We start from the raw sequence: 15,911 nt of genomic DNA on the forward strand, positions 1-15,911 counted from the left end.
ACAATTGATTGAAATTCATTTATTTGTCTATTTTTAATGCAAAAAAATCGAGAAAAAATTGCATTAATAAAAAGGAATACTAACTTTGTATGATTAAGTAATGAATAGGATTTATAATGAGTGTAATTGCCGAAATAATTGATACTCTTGAATATAAAGTCGAGAAGCTTTTTGAAAAATCAAAAGGCCTCGAAAAAAACAATCAGGAATTACGATTAGAATTAGACAAAGCGGTGCAAATTATCCAGAAACAATCTGAAGAAATGGAAGCTTTGAAAAAGCAATATGAAACACTTAAGATAGCCAATTCGTTGCTTGGCAGCGACAACAACAAGAGAGAGACAAAGCTTAAAATAAATTCATTAATTCGCGAAATTGATTACTGTATAGCACAACTATCAGATTAGAAAACATGGACGGAAAGCTTAGAATTAAAATATCAATTGCCGACCGCGTTTACCCTTTAACGGTTGAACCAAGTCAGGAAGAAGGCCTTAGAAGCGCCTCAAAAAAAATTGATGCTATGATCAAGCAATTCGAAGAAAGTTACGCAGTTCGCGACAAACAAGATGTATTAGCCATGTGCGCACTGCAATTTGCATCGCAGGTGGAACAAAAACAAATTGATAACGCAATCGATGGCGAAGAAACCATTGAAAGGATTAAAAGATTAAATTCGCTTTTAGATCAATATCTCGAAAATTAAACGTTCTTTACATAAACTAAGATACTGCCTACATTAGTTCACAATTGGTAAACTCAACACTAACAATTTAGAATGAGCAAATCGTCGCTACTATAGTATGCCCAGCTTTGACCGGGAAACTTGAACAGTGAGTTAGCTCAAAACTTGTCTTTACGAGTTTATACAAGCAATTAATGTAGGCTTTTTTTATATATAAACCCTAACAAACATGGACATCATAACGATCATTATTTCAGGTATTGTAGGTATTGCGGCAGGTTTTGCAATAGCTAAAATCATCGAGAAAAGCAATATTTCAAACCTAATCAAAAATGCTAAAAAAGAAGCAGCTTCCATTTTAAAAGATGCTAATTTAGAAGCTGAAAACATAAAAAAAGATAAAATCCTTCAGGCAAAGGAGCGTTTTATCGAATTAAAATCTGAACACGAACAAGTTATTCTGGCACGTGATAAAAAAGTAGCCGAAGTAGAAAAACGTGTACGTGATAAGGAATCTCAGGTTTCTAATGAACTTTCTAAAGCTAAAAAAGTAAACGACGATTTTGAAGCTAAAACAGAAGAATACAATAACAAAATTGAAGTTTTAGACAAAAAACAAGCTGAAGTTGACAAATTACACAAAAGTCAATTACAACAGCTTGAAGTAATTTCAGGGCTTTCTGCAGAAGAGGCAAAAGAGCAATTAGTTGAAGGCTTAAAAGCCGAAGCTAAAACCAAGGCTATGTCTCACATTCAGGAAACTATTGAAGAGGCTAAACTTACAGCTCAGCAAGAAGCTAAAAAAATCATTATCAACACTATTCAAAGAGTTGGAACGGAAGAAGCAGTTGAAAACTGTGTTTCTGTTTTCAACATTGAATCTGATGATGTAAAAGGTAGAATTATTGGCCGTGAAGGTCGTAATATTAGAGCTCTTGAAGCTGCAACTGGAGTTGAAATTATTGTTGATGATACGCCAGAGGCTATTATCCTTTCTTGTTTTGATCCGGTTCGTAGAGAAATTGCCCGTTTGTCTTTACACAAATTAGTTACTGACGGACGTATTCACCCTGCAAGAATTGAAGAGGTTGTTGCTAAAACGGCTAAACAAATCGATGACGAAATTATCGAAGTTGGTAAACGTACTGTGATCGATTTAGGAATTCACGGTTTACACCCTGAATTGATTAAAGTTGTGGGTAGAATGAAATACCGTTCTTCTTACGGACAAAACTTATTACAGCACTCGAGAGAAGTTTCTAAACTTTGTGGTATCATGGCAGCTGAATTAGGCTTAAATGTAAAACTGGCAAAAAGAGCTGGTTTACTTCACGATATTGGGAAAGTTCCAGATACGGAAAGTGATTTACCACACGCATTATTAGGTATGCAGTGGGCTGAGAAATACGGCGAGAAAGAAGAAGTTTGTAACGCTATTGGTGCTCACCATGACGAGATTGAAATGAAATCATTGTTATCACCAATCGTTCAGGTTTGTGATGCTATTTCAGGTGCAAGACCAGGTGCAAGACGTCAGGTTTTAGATTCATACATTCAACGTTTGAAAGATCTTGAAGATGTTGCTTACGGATTTAGCGGTGTAAAAAATGCTTATGCAATTCAGGCCGGTAGAGAATTACGTGTTATTGTAGAAAGCGAAAAAGTTTCTGATGATAATGCTGCAAATCTATCATTTGAGATTTCGCAAAAAATCCAAACAGAAATGACTTATCCAGGTCAGGTAAAAGTTACTGTAATTAGAGAAACAAGAGCGGTTAACATTGCTAAATAATTCTCTTTTATTTATATAAAATTAAAAAGGCTGTCAAATGACAGCCTTTTTAATTATTTAAAGATCGTTAAAAACAATTTTAAAGCTCGTTCCTACTCCAACTTCACTTTCTACAGAAACTGTTCCTTTCATCGCTTCTATTTGATTTCTGGTGATATACAAACCAATTCCGCGTGCTTCGTCATGTTTATGAAACGTTTTATACATTCCGAATAATAATTCACCGTAAACTTTTAAATCGATTCCTAAACCGTTATCTGTAATTTTTAAAGATTTATACCCTTCAGGTTCGATTCCAAAATCAAATACAATAAGAGGATCCCGATCCGGGTGTGCATATTTAATAGCATTTGTGGTAAAATTGAGCAAGACACTTTCAAGATAAGCCGGATTAAAATTAATGGTCAAGTATTTCGGAACATTATTTACAATCGTAACTTTTTTCTGTTTATCATATCCTTTTATAGCCGAAACTGTTTTCTCTATATATTCACAAAGCTTTAAAGGCTCAACTGCAATATTAATATTGCTCTGTGTTTTTACAATTTGCGTTAAATTAGAAATCGTCTCATTTAAATCATTTGAAACGGTTCTAAGGTGTTCCAGCATTTCGCCAACAGTTCCTTTATCTCCATCTTCATCAATAAAATCTAAAATCGATTTTATATTTCCTGCCTGTGTATTTAAATTATGCGAAACAATATGTGAAAAGTTCAACAACCTGCTATTTTGATCGCTGTACAATTTCATCGTTCTTAAAAGTTCCAGCTCTTTTTCTTTTTGAAGAGAAATATCCGTATGGGTTCCAATAACGCGTAATGGTTTACCGTTTTCATCGCGTTTTATTACTTTACCCCTGTCCAGAATCCATTTATAATTACCGCTTGACGTCATTACACGATGGTAATTTTCATAATACGGAATCTTATTATCAAAATGCTCTTTAATGTCTGAATAGTATTTTGGGAGATCATCAGGATGCACAATTTTATCCCAACGCTCCGGGTCATCAAAAATATCTGCCGATTCTAATTCTAAGATTTTTAATGATAGCGAAGAATAAAAAACATTATTAGTTACCATATCCCAATCCCAAATCCCTACTGTTGATGCTTCAAGTGCAAATTGAAAACGTTCTTCAGAAATTCGGAGTTTTTCTTCTTTGTCTTTTAAATCAGTAATATCAGAAATATGTCCAAAAAAACTAACTTTTCCATCAGGAGATAATTCTGTTTTTGCAGAAACCTTAAACCATCGCAGTCCTTTTTTCGGTAAAACAGATCTGAACTCTAATTTCCAAGGCACAATTTCTTTACGCGCTTTTACCAGGGACTGAAAAAAAATTTCTCTGTCCTGTTCAAAAACCCGTTCGTAAATAATATCCTTAGTATCGTCTGTAAATTCTTTGAAGGAAAGTTCGAAAATCTCATCAACTGATTTGCTGACAAGGGGAAAAGTATAATGATTATTAGGATCTATAACAAATTGGAAAAGCAAATCTGGCATTTCGGCAAATAATTTTCTGTAAAAATTATTTACTTCCAGGCAGTCTTCATTACTGTATAAGTCAAAAATCATATATCGCTATTTAAGTAAATAATTATCTTATTGGATCTGGGTTAAAAAAATCCTCAAAATCCTTTTAATTTACTTCCTTTGAATACAAATGTGATACCAAGTTATAACTTTTGACGTAAAAAAACCAGACTCTTTCCAAAAAATTACTTCCGCGGATGATACGAATGCATTACTTCTGTAAGGAAACTTCTGTCCAGATGCACATAAATTTCTGTTGTTGTAATAGATTCATGTCCCAGCATTAATTGTATAGATCTTAAATCGGCGCCGTTTTCCAGTAAATGTGTTGCAAAAGAATGACGTAAAGTATGCGGGCTTATATTTTTATTTAAACCAATTTTTACTGCCAAATCTTTTATAATAGTAAAAATCATGGCGCGGGTTAATTGATTTCCTCTGCGGTTTAGAAACAAAGTATCTTCACAGCCTTTTTTAATATTGAGATGTACCCTAATCTCGTCCTGATAGATTTCAATATATTTTTTAGTTAATTTTCCAATGGGCACAAAACGCTCTTTATTTCCTTTTCCGGTAATTTTTATAAAACCTTCATCAAAAAACAAATCTGATATTTTAAGTGAAACCAGCTCAGAAACCCGAAGTCCGCAGCCATACAATGTTTCTAAAATGGCACGATTTCGTTCCCCTTCATTACTGCTTAAATCAATAGCAGCGATAAGCGCATCAATATCTTTGATCGATAATGTATCAGGAAGTTTTCGTCCGGTTTTTGGGCTTTCGATTAATTCGAGCGGGCTGTCATTTCGATAATCTTCAAAAACCAGATAATTAAAAAAACTTTTCAAACCAGAAATAATCCTCGCCTGCGAACGTGGATTTACTTCTTTTGAAACTGAATATATAAACTGCTGAACGGTTTCATCCGTAATTTTTATAGGCGAAACATCAATTTGATTGGTTTCTAAAAAAAGACATAACCGCTCAATATCAAAGCTGTAGTTTTCAATTGTATTTTTAGACAAACCTCTTTCTATTCGCAGATACGATTGATAGTCTTTTATATAATTGTTCCATTTCATATTTACAAAGTAAAACATTTTTGGGCATAAAAAAACCTTCCATTTCCGGAAGGTTTTTTAAATATTTTTAAAATTCAGATTAGAATTTATATGCAGCTGTTAAAGCTAAAACGCTATTTTTTGGGCTATCAATATAGTCATCGATATCATCTGTATCATAATCTCCAACATTCGATAAACCAACTGTATAACGTATACCAACAGAAAAATTATCTGTAAAATTATACCCTGCCCCGAAGTTAAAACCTAAATCAGTAGATTTATAAGCGCCTTTTACATCATTACCATCTCTTTTAGCAGAAACTAAAAATCCTATTTGCGGACCTCCTTCAACAGTAAATTGTTTTGTAATATAAAATTTTGCCAATACTGGAATATTAATATAATTCAATTTATAATCAATATCATTATTACTTCCAATAGCATCAAACGATGCACCTTGTGTAGAAAATAAAAGCTCTGGCTGAATCGATAATCTTTCAATAACTTTTATTTCTGCAAAACCGCCAACCTGAAAACCTATTAATGCATTTGAGTCATTATCTCCACTAAAACTTGTGATATTAAGACCTCCTTTTACTCCAAATCTAGTTTGCTGTGCATTAGTAAATCCAAATGCAAGAATAGCAATTGCTGATAAAATAATTTTTCTCATCTTATTTATTTTGGTTAAAATTAATAATCAAATATAAAAAAATTCTTCACAAAAACTAATTTGGAATTTAACAAAAAAAATAGTAATAAGCATACAAATTGTTAACTGAAGGTCAATTTGCCTTTAAATGAAAAGAAAAAAGAGCACAAATTATTTAAGTGAAAATCAATGTCCTTTTAAAAAAATAAAAAAGGCCCCTCAAAGTAGACTGCCCCCAAAAAGTTAGACACTATTTGGGGGCAGTTCAAAGATGAAGAAGCCTTTTTTAAAAACTAGCCAAAATATTGTTTATCATTTTTCCAGACATTAAAACCAAGATTATACTTACTAAAAAGTAACCCTAAAAGTAATTAAAGTATTAAAATAAGGCAAAATGGATTTCCGAATAACCTATTAATTTTCAGTTCATTTGTACAAACAACAATAGTTTAAATAGAGGAAAGTTGAAAAAATGTGAGAATTTTAATAAATTTATATTCCTGTATATAAAACAATAAAATCAAAATAATGTAGTTTTGAACTATAGAATAACATTTAAATACCAAACTAAAAACATTTTTTATGAAGAAAATACTTTTAGCAGCTGTATTGTTCATTGCAACAACAGCTACAATCCAGGCACAATTATTACAAATTGGGGTTAAAGCGGGGGTAAACTTTGCAAGCCAAACCGGAGATGCATTTCCAGAGCAAAATTTTAACAAAGATGGAATAACCAGCTTCCATGCAGGTCTAGTTGCAGAAATTAAATTATTAGAGAAATTCTCAATTCAGCCAGAGCTTTTGTATTCTACACAAGGAGCAACTTATAAATTTGCCGATGCTCAAGAAGATTTTAAAAATGAATTAGCTTATTTATCAGTTCCTGTAATGGCTAAAATCTATATGACAAAATCATTAAGTTTAGAGGTTGGACCACAGGCTTCGTTTTTATTAAGCCAAAAAGATGATGTAAGATTTGATGATGCCAGTACATTTGATTTTGCAGTAAACGCAGGTTTAGGTCTAAAAATAACTAAAAATATTTTCATACAAGGTCGTTATAGTTTAGGACTTACTGAAGCTTCAAAAAATGCTGACGTTAAAAACTCAACTGTTCAAGTATCTGCAGGATTCTTGTTCTAGAAAATATCACATACTTTAATAAAAACCGGTCTATTAATTAGATCGGTTTTTTTATTTTTACAGAATTCAATTGCAATTGCAAAAATCAATAGCAATATCAATATTTCAATAAATAATTTTAAACTATGAAAATCTGCATTATCAACGGACCAAATTTGAATCTTTTAGGAAAACGTGAACCTGAAGTTTACGGAAGTCAGACTTTTGAAGATTACTTTGAAACGTTGAAACAAAAATTTCCAAACATTGAGCTTTCTTATTACCAAAGTAATATTGAAGGAGAATTGATTGGAAAAATTCAGGATGTTGGTTTTTCATTTGACGGAATTATTTTAAATGCTGGCGCTTATACTCATACTTCTATAGGTTTGGGCGACGCTATAAAAGCAGTTACAACTCCAGTTATCGAAGTACATATTTCGAATACTTATGCCCGCGAAAGTTTTAGACATCAGTCCTATTTGTCTGGAAATGCAAAAGGTGTTATTTTAGGATTTGGATTAAAAAGTTACGAACTGGCGATTCAGTCTTTTTTATAAAAACTTTATACGAATGTCACCCTGAGCGAAGTCGAAGGGCTTATAGTGTGTGAGGGGCTTCGACTTCGCTCAGCCTGACAAACGACTTTGATTTTCCTGATTACAATTTAACAAATTATTAATAAGCTCATTTTCAACTTCTTTTATTTTTGTGAGAGAAACCACTTTCATGAAAAACTTTATTTTATTCGCCTTTTTATTTTTTTCGCTTTCCAATTTTGCCCAAATCAAAGGAACCATAACCGATGAGAAAGGGAATCCACTGCCGTTTGTTTCTATTTTTGAAGAGAATACCTATCGCGGAACAACTTCAAACGAACAAGGACAATATCAATTGCAGGTAAAAGAAATTGGTAAAAACAGAATCGTTTTTCAATATCTGGGATTTAAGACTCAGAAAATAACCGTTTCTGCAGATTCAAAAATAGTAACTCTAGATGTAAAAATGCAGGAAGAAAGTTTTGCATTAAACGAAGTTGTTATTGATGCAAAAAACAATCCTGCGAATGCCATCATTAAAAACGCGATTGCAAACAGAAAAGAAAACTCTGAAAAAACGGCTCGCTTTACTGCCGATTTTTATTCGAAAGGAATCTTAAAAGTAAAAGATCTTCCGAAGAAAATATTAGGTCAAAAAGTAGATCTTGGCCCGGATTTATCTTCTAATTTAGATTCAACCGGAACGGGAATTTTATATTTATCCGAAACCATTTCGAAAGTTTCCTATCAAAAACCAGATAAATTAAAGGAGACTATAATTGCTTCTAAAATCTCTGGAAACAATAAAGGTTTCAGCTATAATACTGCCGCTTTATCAACTTATGATTTCTATGATAATACATTAGAATTTGATGTAAACCTCATCTCTCCTATTGCTAATAATGCTTTCAGTTATTATAAATACAAACTGGAAGGAAGTTTTTATGATGATAATAAACAGCAGATTTACAAAATTAAAGTAATTCCAAAACGAGATAAAGAACCTGTTTTTGAAGGCTACATTTACATTGTCGATGACAGTTTTGCCATTTATGCCGTTGATTTCGACATTAAAGGTTATCGAATGAAAAATGAATTTACTGAAGTGATGAATTTAAAACAAAGCTTTAGTTACAATGCAAAAAACAAAATCTGGTCAAAAAATGCACAAACGCTTTCGTTTAATGCGGGTGGCCTTGGAATAAAATTTTCGGGTCAGTTTAATTATGTTTATTCCAATTATGAATTTCCGGAATCGTTTGCTAAAAAAACTTTTGGAAACGAAATCGTAGCTTTTGATTTAAATGCCAATAAAAAAGACGATTCGTTTTGGAATGAAATTCGTCCGATTCCGTTAACCCTAGAAGAAAGTACCGATTATACCAAAAAAGACAGTTTACAGGTTATCAGAAAGTCTAAAAAATATACCGATTCTATTGATGCAAAAGATAATAAGTTTAAGGTTTTAGATATTCTTGGCGGTTACGATTATAAAAATACGTTTAAGAAATACTCTTTTAAATTTGACGGTTTACTAAGTCCAACTTCTTTGAGTTTTAATACGGTTCAGGGTTTTAATTTGGGAACCGGATTTTCGTTTAAAAAATGGAATGAAGAAAATGGAAAAAGCACTTCAATAAGTACAGATTTCAATTATGGTTTTTCTGACGAATGTCTTCGCGTTATTGGTGAATTCAGCCACCGATTTAACACTATAAATTACGCAACAATTTCGGCTTCCGGTGGAACAAAAACTGCACAGTTTAATAGTACTGAACCTATTAGCAAATTAATCAATTCTGTAAGTTCGTTGTTCTTTAAAGATAATTATATGAAGTTGTATAATTTGGAATTTGCTCAAATTAATTATGCACAAGATGTTGCAAACGGACTAAATTTAAACGCAAGAATAGCTTACGAACAAAGAAAGCCTCTTTTTAACACTACCGATTATTCGTTCTTTAAAAGAGATGATATTTATTCATCAAATAATCCGCTGGCGCCGAATGATTTCAATACGCCTGCTTTTGATGAACATCATTTAATGAAAGCTAATTTGACTGCCAGAATTAATTTTGGAAACAAATACATTTCAAGACCAGACGGAAGGTATAATTTTAAAGATGAAAAATATCCAACTGTATTTTTAGCTTTTGAAAAGGCATTTGCTGCAAGTGAAAAAAAATATGAATTTGAAAGAATCGGCGCTGCTGTTCAATATGATTTATCATTGAATAACAAAGGTATTTTAGGAATGAATTTTAGAGCGGGTAAATTCTTTAATGCCGAAAATATTTCTTTTATAGATTACAGACATTTTAACGGAAACCAAACTCACATTGGCACCAGCGATCGTTATTTGAATGTTTTCAATTTAATGCCGTATTATGACAATAGTACAAACGATAGTTATTTTGAAATGCATTTAGAACATAACGATATGGGATTTGTAACGAATAAAATTCCGCTTTTGAATCTTTTAAAATCAACAATGAATCTTGGTTTTCATTCGCTGGCAATTCCAGATCGTAAACCGTATACTGAATTTACAGTTGGTTTAGATAATCTAGGTTTCGGAAAATTTAAATTATTCAGGGTTGATTATGTGCACTCTTACCAAGGCGGAATTCAGCAAAATGGTGTTGTGTTTGGGTTGAAGATTTTGAATGTTCTTAATTAAGGTGCTAAGGCTCTGAGATGCTAAGATTCTAAGTTTTTTTCTTTTGAATTATAACATCTTAAATAATAAAAAAATCCGCTTATCTGCAATCTTGTTTCTCGCAGATTTGGCAGATAAAGCGGATTTTTATTTGAAACTTGATAAACTTTGAAGGGCTTCGACTTCGCTCAGCCTGACAAAAAAATTAGATCCTACTAAAAGAAAACTTAGAATCTTAGCATCTCAGAACCTTAGTAACTTAGAATCTCAATGATAATCATCTGGTTCAATATGAATCAAAACATTTCCTAACTGTGGAATTTTTTCTTTTAAAGTATCTTGCAATTTATGCGATAAATCATGTCCTTTTTTTACTGAAATTTCAGCTGATACAATGGCATGAAGATCGACATGATAACGCATTCCGGCTTTTCTGATGAAACATTTTTCAGTTCCAAGAATTCCGGGTACTGTTAAAGCTTTTACACGAATTTCTTCGACTAAATCATCGTTCATGTTTTCATCCATGATTTCGCCAAGCGCAGGTCTGAAAATTTTATAACAGTTATATAAGATAAAAAAAGCGGCAAAAAGAGCTGCCCAATCATCTGCAGATTCATAACCTTTTCCCATAATCAGTGCGATCGAAATCCCGATAAATGCCGCAACAGAAGTTACAGCATCACTGCGATGGTGCCAGGCATCTGCTGCAAGAGACGAACTATTGGTTTCTTTACTTCGTTTCATAACTAAACGATACGAGTATTCTTTCCAAATAATTATGGTTCCTAAAACATATAATGTCCAGGATTTTGGTAAATCATGCGACGATTGAATATTGGCAATACTTTCGTATCCAATAATCGTTGCTGAAGTAATTAAAAAACCAACAACCAAAAAAGTAATTAAAGGTTCTGCACGACCGTGACCGTAAGGATGATTTTCATCTGCCGGTTTATTAGAATATTTAATCCCAAATAGAACCAAACAGGACGAAAATATATCTGCTGTTGATTCGATTGCATCTGCAATCAAGGCGTATGAATTGCCAAAAAAACCTGCCAACCCTTTTATCAAGGCTAAGCAGGTGTTTCCGGCTATACTAAAAATAGTAGCTTTTATAGCTTTTTGTTCATCTGTCATTTAAAGACATTTTTTTTCGCCACTCCCGATCGCTATCAGGAGTAGCAAATATTTTTATGCTCTTACAATTTTTGCTCCAATAGCTCTTAAACGCTCATCGATACGCTCGTATCCACGGTCAATTTGTTCGATATTTTGAATTGTACTTGTTCCTTTTGCAGAAAGTGCCGCAATCAATAATGAAATTCCTGCACGAATATCAGGAGATGACATTGTAGTTGCTTTTAATTGAGATTCAAAATTATGTCCCATAACCACAGCTCTATGCGGGTCACATAACATGATTTTTGCTCCCATGTCAATTAATTTGTCAACGAAAAACAAACGGCTTTCGAACATTTTTTGATGAATCAAAACATCTCCTTTTGCCTGTGTTGCCACAACCAAAACGATACTTAATAAATCAGGAGTAAATCCTGGCCAAGGTGCATCAGCAATTGTTAAGATAGATCCGTCGATATCTGTTTTTACTTCATATCCGTCTTTGTGAGCCGGAATATATATATCATCGTTACGTTTTTCGATAGTAATTCCTAATTTTCTAAAGGTATTCGGGATCAAACCTAAATTTTCCCAGCTTACATTTTTGATCGTGATTTCGCTTTTTGTCATAGCCGCAAGACCAATCCAAGAACCAATTTCGATCATATCAGGAAGAATTCTGTGTTCACATCCTCCAAGACTTTCAACACCTTCGATAGTCAATAAGTTAGAACCAACTCCGGTGATTTTAGCTCCCATAGAGTTCAACATTTTACATAACTGTTGTAAGTAAGGCTCACATGCAGCGTTGTAAATTGTTGTTTTTCCTTTTGCCAAAACCGCAGCCATTACAATGTTTGCAGTTCCTGTTACAGAAGCTTCGTCTAGAAGCATATCTGTTCCTTGCAGTCCTTCTTCTGGAGTTTCTACTCCGTAAAAGTGATCTTCTCTGTTATATCTAAATTTTGCTCCAAGGTTAATAAAACCTTCAAAGTGAGTATCTAATCTACGACGGCCAATTTTATCTCCTCCCGGTTTTGGAATATATCCTTTTCCGAAACGTGCTAAAAGCGGTCCAACAATCATAATAGAACCACGAAGCGCTCCACCTTCTTTTTTGAAAGCTTCGGTTTCTAAATATCCAACATTAACCTCATCGGCTTGAAACGTAATGGAACCCGGTTCATTGCGTTGAATTTTTACACCTAAATTACCCAGCAAAGTGATTAATTTATTGATGTCTATAATATCAGGAATGTTATTAATTCTTACTTTCTCTCCTGTTAGAAGCACGGCACATAAAATTTGTAATGCCTCATTTTTTGCTCCTTGCGGAGTGATTTCTCCTTTTAAAGGAGTTCCTCCTTCGATTTTAAAAATTCCCATAGATTCTTTTTAGGTTCTAAGGTTCTGAGATTCTAAGGTTCTGAGCTAAAATCTTAGCATCTTAGTAACTTAGCATCTTAGCCCCTTTTTTATTTCTGATTATTGTTTTTTTGAAAAGTTTTAGGTTTACCGCCTTTATTATTGTTTTTGTTATTTTGAATTTTAGGCTGTCCTGCAGGCGTGATTTTGTTTGACACACGTTTGTTTGTACGCATTAAATCTGTTGTGTTCAACAGCTCTTCTGTACTGTGCAGCAAGTTTATTTTTCCTCCGGACAACTCGTATAAATGTTCAAAAATAACATCGTCTTTTACTGTGTCTTTGTTCCAGCTCAAAAATGATTTTTTCATGTGGTTGGCAATTACCATAACCAATGCATTTTTCATTTCACCATCTTCCCATTTATTGGCAACATCAATCATGTATTTGATATTGTTTCCGTAAAATCTGTATTTTGGAAAATTCTGAGGGTATTGTAAAACATCTGGTTTTAACTGCAGTACATCTCTTGAAGGAATTGGGTACGGAGACTCAACATTCAGTTTAAAATCAGACATGATAAAAAGCTGATCCCATAATTTATGCTGAAAATCCGGCACATCACGCAAATGCGGATTTAAGCTTCCCATAACCTGAATGATATATTTCGCAGCTTTGTTGCGTGTTTCATCATCTTCGATTGCAGTAGCCTGATCGATCAGTTTTTGTAAATGACGACCGTACTCCGGAATAATCAAACGCTGTCTTTCAGAATTGTATTCTAAATTATACACAACGTCATTTGCGACTTCTTTTTTATATTTTTCGACCATAAGTTTATAATGAAACTATACCTTCTATTGTAGAAACTTCTTTGTATTTACCAATCACCTCGTCAGAGCTGTTCATGGTAACATCTACAGAAACACTGGTAAATTTACCAGTTTTAGATTTTGTTGTTTTAATAACCGCGCCCATTCTGTCAAAAGCTTTTTCAACACGTTCAACATTATCGCCTACAGAAGGCACAATAAATTTGTACAAATATTCTGCTGGCCAAGTATTTGCGTTGTCTAATTCGACTTTTAATCTTTCGAAAAATTCGGCGGTATTTTTTTCTTTATCGTTCTCCATTCGTAATTAAAAATAAACGCAAATATACGGTTTTGATTTCAGATTTCAGATTTTAGATTTTAGATTTTTTTCATTGGAGAAACTGTAGATTTTTTGCCACGAATTTCACTAATTTACACTAATTATATTGTGGTGAATATCTTCATAAATTTTACTGACTTTTGATTAATTTTAAAATTAAAATTCGTGAAAATTCGTGGAATTCGTGGCAAACCTTTATATTTGAAATACTTTGCTACTTCGCTTCCCATAATTATCGAAATTACGAGACTAAATCCCATTACAAATGAAAAAGAATCTTTTACTTTTTATAATACTCATATTCAACAATATTCATGCACAAGAAATTAAAACTTTAACCTATTTTCAAAATGACACTTTAAAACTAGATTTAGATTTATATCTGCCAAAGAAAAAATCTAACGAAAAAATCCCGTTGATTATGTTTGCTTTTGGCGGTGGATTTTCTGGCGGAGAACGTACGAGCGAAAAAAACTTCGGAATGTTTATGGCCGAAAACGGTTATGCGGTTGCCAGTATTTCGTATAGTTTATATATGAAAGGGAAAGATTTTGGATGCAAAGGTGTTTTAACCGAAAAGATAAAAGCGATTCAAATTGGCGTGAGCGATATGTGGCAGGCTACTTCCTTTTTAATTGAAAACGCTGACAAATACAATCTTGATTCTTCGAAAATCTTTATTTCGGGAATTAGTGCCGGGGCAGAAATTGGTTTTCACGCTTCATTTTGGGATTATAAACTCATGAATTTATACAAAAACAATTTGCCGGAAAATTTTAAGTATGCCGGATTTATTGGAGGCTCAGGCGCTATTCAGGATATCAATTTGATTACCAAAGAAAAAGCAATTCCGATGTTATTAGCACATGGCAGTAATGACGATACGGTTCCTTACAGTGCTGGTTCACACCGATCTTGTCCAACAAATGCTTCGGGCTGGTTAATTTTATTTGGTTCATATGCGGTTTACAATCACATGCAGGATTTACATAAAGATGTTGAGTTGATTACTTTCTGTGGCGGCGGACATGAATTCTCTGGCTATCTTTTTCATGACGGTCAACAATATGTTCTGGATTTTGTGAATGATGTTTTGAAAGGAAAGAAATTTGAATCGCATTTGATTGTTCCTTCTAAAAAAGGAAATGCTTCTGGGAAATATTTGTTTTGTGATTAGAAAAATTTGATCATGTCAAAATTATTATTCTGTTTCCGGCTAGGTATCTAAAACAAACATTCTCAAACTGGACTGAAGTCCAGCCCTACAATATTTGGCGAGCCTATGGCTCTCTTTTCAATCTAGTTCCAGAAGAACAATCTATATTATAGAGATGCACATAGTCCAATGATTACAGTAATGATTACAGTATTGACCAAATACTTTTCATAATTTAGTTCCAAAGGAACGATCCATATTGTAGAACTGGACTTCAGTCCAGTTACCCCAATATTTAGCAAGCCCACAGCTCTTTTCACAATTCAGTTCCGAAGGAACGATCCATATTGTAGAGCTGGACTTCAGTCCAGTTTACCAGAATATATATATCGAACCTAAGCTTACAGCAGGAATATTTACCTAACAAAAATGCTAATTTATTCGCTCTTGATAAATATTCTTTTTAAATACGAATAAGTTTAGGTAAATTTGCGCTTTATTTTTAGAATAGTGCAAAAACAAATCATAGTTCTCATTGGCGGTCCTGGTACAGGAAAATCTACGCTTATAAACGAATTAGTCGCTCGTGGCTATTGTTGTTACCCTGAAATTTCCAGAGAAGTTACACTCGAAGCCCAAAAAAGAGGCGTCGAACAATTGTTTCTGGAACAGCCTTTATTGTTTAGCGAAATGCTTTTAGAAGGGCGTATTCAGCAATTTAAAAACGCTAAAAAAGAACCCGATACTATCGTTTTTATAGATCGCGGTATTCCTGATGTTGTGGCTTATATGGATTATATTGGCGATGAATATCCCGAAGATTTTGTAAAAGCATGTGAGAATTATAAATATTCTAAAACTTTTATTTTACCGCCTTGGGAAGAAATTTATCAGAGCGACACTGAGCGTTATGAAAATTTCGAGCAGGCACTTACGATTCAGAAGCACTTAATTGAAACGTATAAAAAATATGGTTACGATTTAATTGAGGTTCCGAAAGATACGGTTGAAAACAGAATTCTTTATATCTTAGACAAAATTTAGCAGCCGGTTTTAAA

15 protein-coding genes are annotated in these 15,911 nt (G+C 33.3%); 8 read left to right on the plus strand and 7 right to left on the minus strand.

The window, feature by feature from the left end; translation table 11 throughout:
* Positions 1–116: 116 nt before the first annotated feature.
* From BUE10_RS14620 to rny, 3 genes are all read left to right on the plus strand, one after another.
* Entirely contained in the window at positions 117–407 is a 291-nt protein-coding gene (locus BUE10_RS14620) for a hypothetical protein (protein WP_053472792.1), read from the plus strand.
* A 5-nt stretch (positions 408–412) separates the two neighbouring features.
* Positions 413–706, plus strand: coding sequence for a cell division protein ZapA (locus BUE10_RS14625; RefSeq protein ID WP_056246511.1), 294 nt, complete (start codon positions 413–415; stop codon positions 704–706).
* A gap of 208 nt (positions 707–914) precedes the next feature.
* A complete protein-coding gene (gene rny, locus BUE10_RS14630) occupies positions 915–2,477 on the plus strand; it encodes a ribonuclease Y (protein WP_073486288.1) in 1,563 nt (520 codons plus the stop codon).
* A gap of 57 nt (positions 2,478–2,534) precedes the next feature.
* Here rny and BUE10_RS14635 read toward each other — a convergent pair whose 3' ends face one another.
* The 3 genes from BUE10_RS14635 to BUE10_RS14645 all read right to left on the minus strand — a co-directional run bounded on the left by BUE10_RS14635 (position 2,535) and on the right by BUE10_RS14645 (position 5,750).
* Positions 2,535–4,055: a PAS domain-containing sensor histidine kinase gene (locus BUE10_RS14635; RefSeq protein ID WP_073486290.1), complete on the minus strand. Its 1,521-nt coding sequence runs from the start codon at positions 4,053–4,055 to the stop codon at positions 2,535–2,537.
* Between the two features lie 143 nt (positions 4,056–4,198).
* Positions 4,199–5,095: a site-specific tyrosine recombinase XerD gene (gene xerD / locus BUE10_RS14640; protein ID WP_073486292.1), complete on the minus strand. Its 897-nt coding sequence runs from the start codon at positions 5,093–5,095 to the stop codon at positions 4,199–4,201.
* A 79-nt stretch (positions 5,096–5,174) separates the two neighbouring features.
* The gene (locus BUE10_RS14645; RefSeq protein WP_073486294.1) at positions 5,175–5,750 is read right to left on the minus strand and encodes a porin family protein; all 576 of its coding nucleotides are present in this window, start codon (positions 5,748–5,750) and stop codon (positions 5,175–5,177) included.
* A 561-nt stretch (positions 5,751–6,311) separates the two neighbouring features.
* Here BUE10_RS14645 and BUE10_RS14650 point away from each other — a divergent pair.
* The 3 genes from BUE10_RS14650 to BUE10_RS14660 all read left to right on the plus strand — a co-directional run bounded on the left by BUE10_RS14650 (position 6,312) and on the right by BUE10_RS14660 (position 10,073).
* Positions 6,312–6,875, plus strand: coding sequence for a porin family protein (locus tag BUE10_RS14650; protein WP_073486296.1), 564 nt, complete (start codon positions 6,312–6,314; stop codon positions 6,873–6,875).
* Positions 6,876–7,000: 125 nt separating this feature from the next.
* Positions 7,001–7,414, plus strand: a complete 414-nt coding sequence (aroQ, locus tag BUE10_RS14655) for a type II 3-dehydroquinate dehydratase (protein ID WP_073486298.1) — start codon at positions 7,001–7,003, stop codon at positions 7,412–7,414.
* 169 nt (positions 7,415–7,583) lie between these two features.
* Positions 7,584–10,073 (plus strand): DUF5686 and carboxypeptidase regulatory-like domain-containing protein, encoded by a 2,490-nt coding sequence (locus BUE10_RS14660; protein ID WP_073486300.1) that lies wholly within the window; start codon positions 7,584–7,586, stop codon positions 10,071–10,073.
* Between the two features lie 246 nt (positions 10,074–10,319).
* On the opposite strand, the gene BUE10_RS14665 is transcribed toward BUE10_RS14660, so the two are convergent.
* From BUE10_RS14665 to BUE10_RS14680, 4 genes are all read right to left on the minus strand, one after another.
* On the minus strand, positions 10,320–11,195 hold the full coding sequence (locus tag BUE10_RS14665; RefSeq protein WP_073486302.1) for a cation diffusion facilitator family transporter: 876 nt from the start codon (positions 11,193–11,195) through the stop codon (positions 10,320–10,322).
* Between the two features lie 54 nt (positions 11,196–11,249).
* Positions 11,250–12,563, minus strand: a complete 1,314-nt coding sequence (gene murA, locus BUE10_RS14670; RefSeq protein WP_073486303.1) for a UDP-N-acetylglucosamine 1-carboxyvinyltransferase — start codon at positions 12,561–12,563, stop codon at positions 11,250–11,252.
* Between the two features lie 89 nt (positions 12,564–12,652).
* Positions 12,653–13,375, minus strand: coding sequence for a DUF4290 domain-containing protein (locus BUE10_RS14675; RefSeq protein ID WP_073486305.1), 723 nt, complete (start codon positions 13,373–13,375; stop codon positions 12,653–12,655).
* Between the two features lie 4 nt (positions 13,376–13,379).
* A complete protein-coding gene (locus tag BUE10_RS14680; protein WP_053472805.1) occupies positions 13,380–13,676 on the minus strand; it encodes a DUF493 family protein in 297 nt (98 codons plus the stop codon).
* A gap of 286 nt (positions 13,677–13,962) precedes the next feature.
* Here BUE10_RS14680 and BUE10_RS14685 point away from each other — a divergent pair, with 286 nt between their 5' ends.
* Both BUE10_RS14685 and BUE10_RS14690 read left to right on the plus strand, forming a co-directional pair.
* Positions 13,963–14,874 carry an alpha/beta hydrolase family protein gene (locus tag BUE10_RS14685; protein WP_073486307.1) on the plus strand — a complete coding sequence of 304 codons (912 nt, stop codon included), beginning with the start codon at positions 13,963–13,965 and terminating at the stop codon, positions 14,872–14,874.
* Between the two features lie 489 nt (positions 14,875–15,363).
* A complete protein-coding gene (locus tag BUE10_RS14690; RefSeq protein WP_073486309.1) occupies positions 15,364–15,897 on the plus strand; it encodes an AAA family ATPase in 534 nt (177 codons plus the stop codon).
* The last annotated feature ends 14 nt before the right edge of the window (positions 15,898–15,911 follow it).

The organism is Flavobacterium sp. CF108 (assembly GCF_900129795.1).
Taxonomy (GTDB): domain Bacteria; phylum Bacteroidota; class Bacteroidia; order Flavobacteriales; family Flavobacteriaceae; genus Flavobacterium.

What these genes read in the sequence shown, in the direction of transcription:
- BUE10_RS14620 (WP_053472792.1), top strand. Translation starts at nt 117, where the DNA reads ATGAGTGTAATTGCCGAAATAATTGATACTCTTGAATATAAAGTCGAG.
- BUE10_RS14625 (WP_056246511.1), top strand. Translation starts at nt 413, where the DNA reads ATGGACGGAAAGCTTAGAATTAAAATATCAATTGCCGACCGCGTTTAC.
- rny (WP_073486288.1), top strand. Translation starts at nt 915, where the DNA reads ATGGACATCATAACGATCATTATTTCAGGTATTGTAGGTATTGCGGCA.
- BUE10_RS14635 (WP_073486290.1), bottom strand. Translation starts at nt 4,055, where the DNA reads ATGATTTTTGACTTATACAGTAATGAAGACTGCCTGGAAGTAAATAAT.
- xerD (WP_073486292.1), bottom strand. Translation starts at nt 5,095, where the DNA reads ATGAAATGGAACAATTATATAAAAGACTATCAATCGTATCTGCGAATA.
- BUE10_RS14645 (WP_073486294.1), bottom strand. Translation starts at nt 5,750, where the DNA reads ATGAGAAAAATTATTTTATCAGCAATTGCTATTCTTGCATTTGGATTT.
- BUE10_RS14650 (WP_073486296.1), top strand. Translation starts at nt 6,312, where the DNA reads ATGAAGAAAATACTTTTAGCAGCTGTATTGTTCATTGCAACAACAGCT.
- aroQ (WP_073486298.1), top strand. Translation starts at nt 7,001, where the DNA reads ATGAAAATCTGCATTATCAACGGACCAAATTTGAATCTTTTAGGAAAA.
- BUE10_RS14660 (WP_073486300.1), top strand. Translation starts at nt 7,584, where the DNA reads ATGAAAAACTTTATTTTATTCGCCTTTTTATTTTTTTCGCTTTCCAAT.
- BUE10_RS14665 (WP_073486302.1), bottom strand. Translation starts at nt 11,195, where the DNA reads ATGACAGATGAACAAAAAGCTATAAAAGCTACTATTTTTAGTATAGCC.
- murA (WP_073486303.1), bottom strand. Translation starts at nt 12,563, where the DNA reads ATGGGAATTTTTAAAATCGAAGGAGGAACTCCTTTAAAAGGAGAAATC.
- BUE10_RS14675 (WP_073486305.1), bottom strand. Translation starts at nt 13,375, where the DNA reads ATGGTCGAAAAATATAAAAAAGAAGTCGCAAATGACGTTGTGTATAAT.
- BUE10_RS14680 (WP_053472805.1), bottom strand. Translation starts at nt 13,676, where the DNA reads ATGGAGAACGATAAAGAAAAAAATACCGCCGAATTTTTCGAAAGATTA.
- BUE10_RS14685 (WP_073486307.1), top strand. Translation starts at nt 13,963, where the DNA reads ATGAAAAAGAATCTTTTACTTTTTATAATACTCATATTCAACAATATT.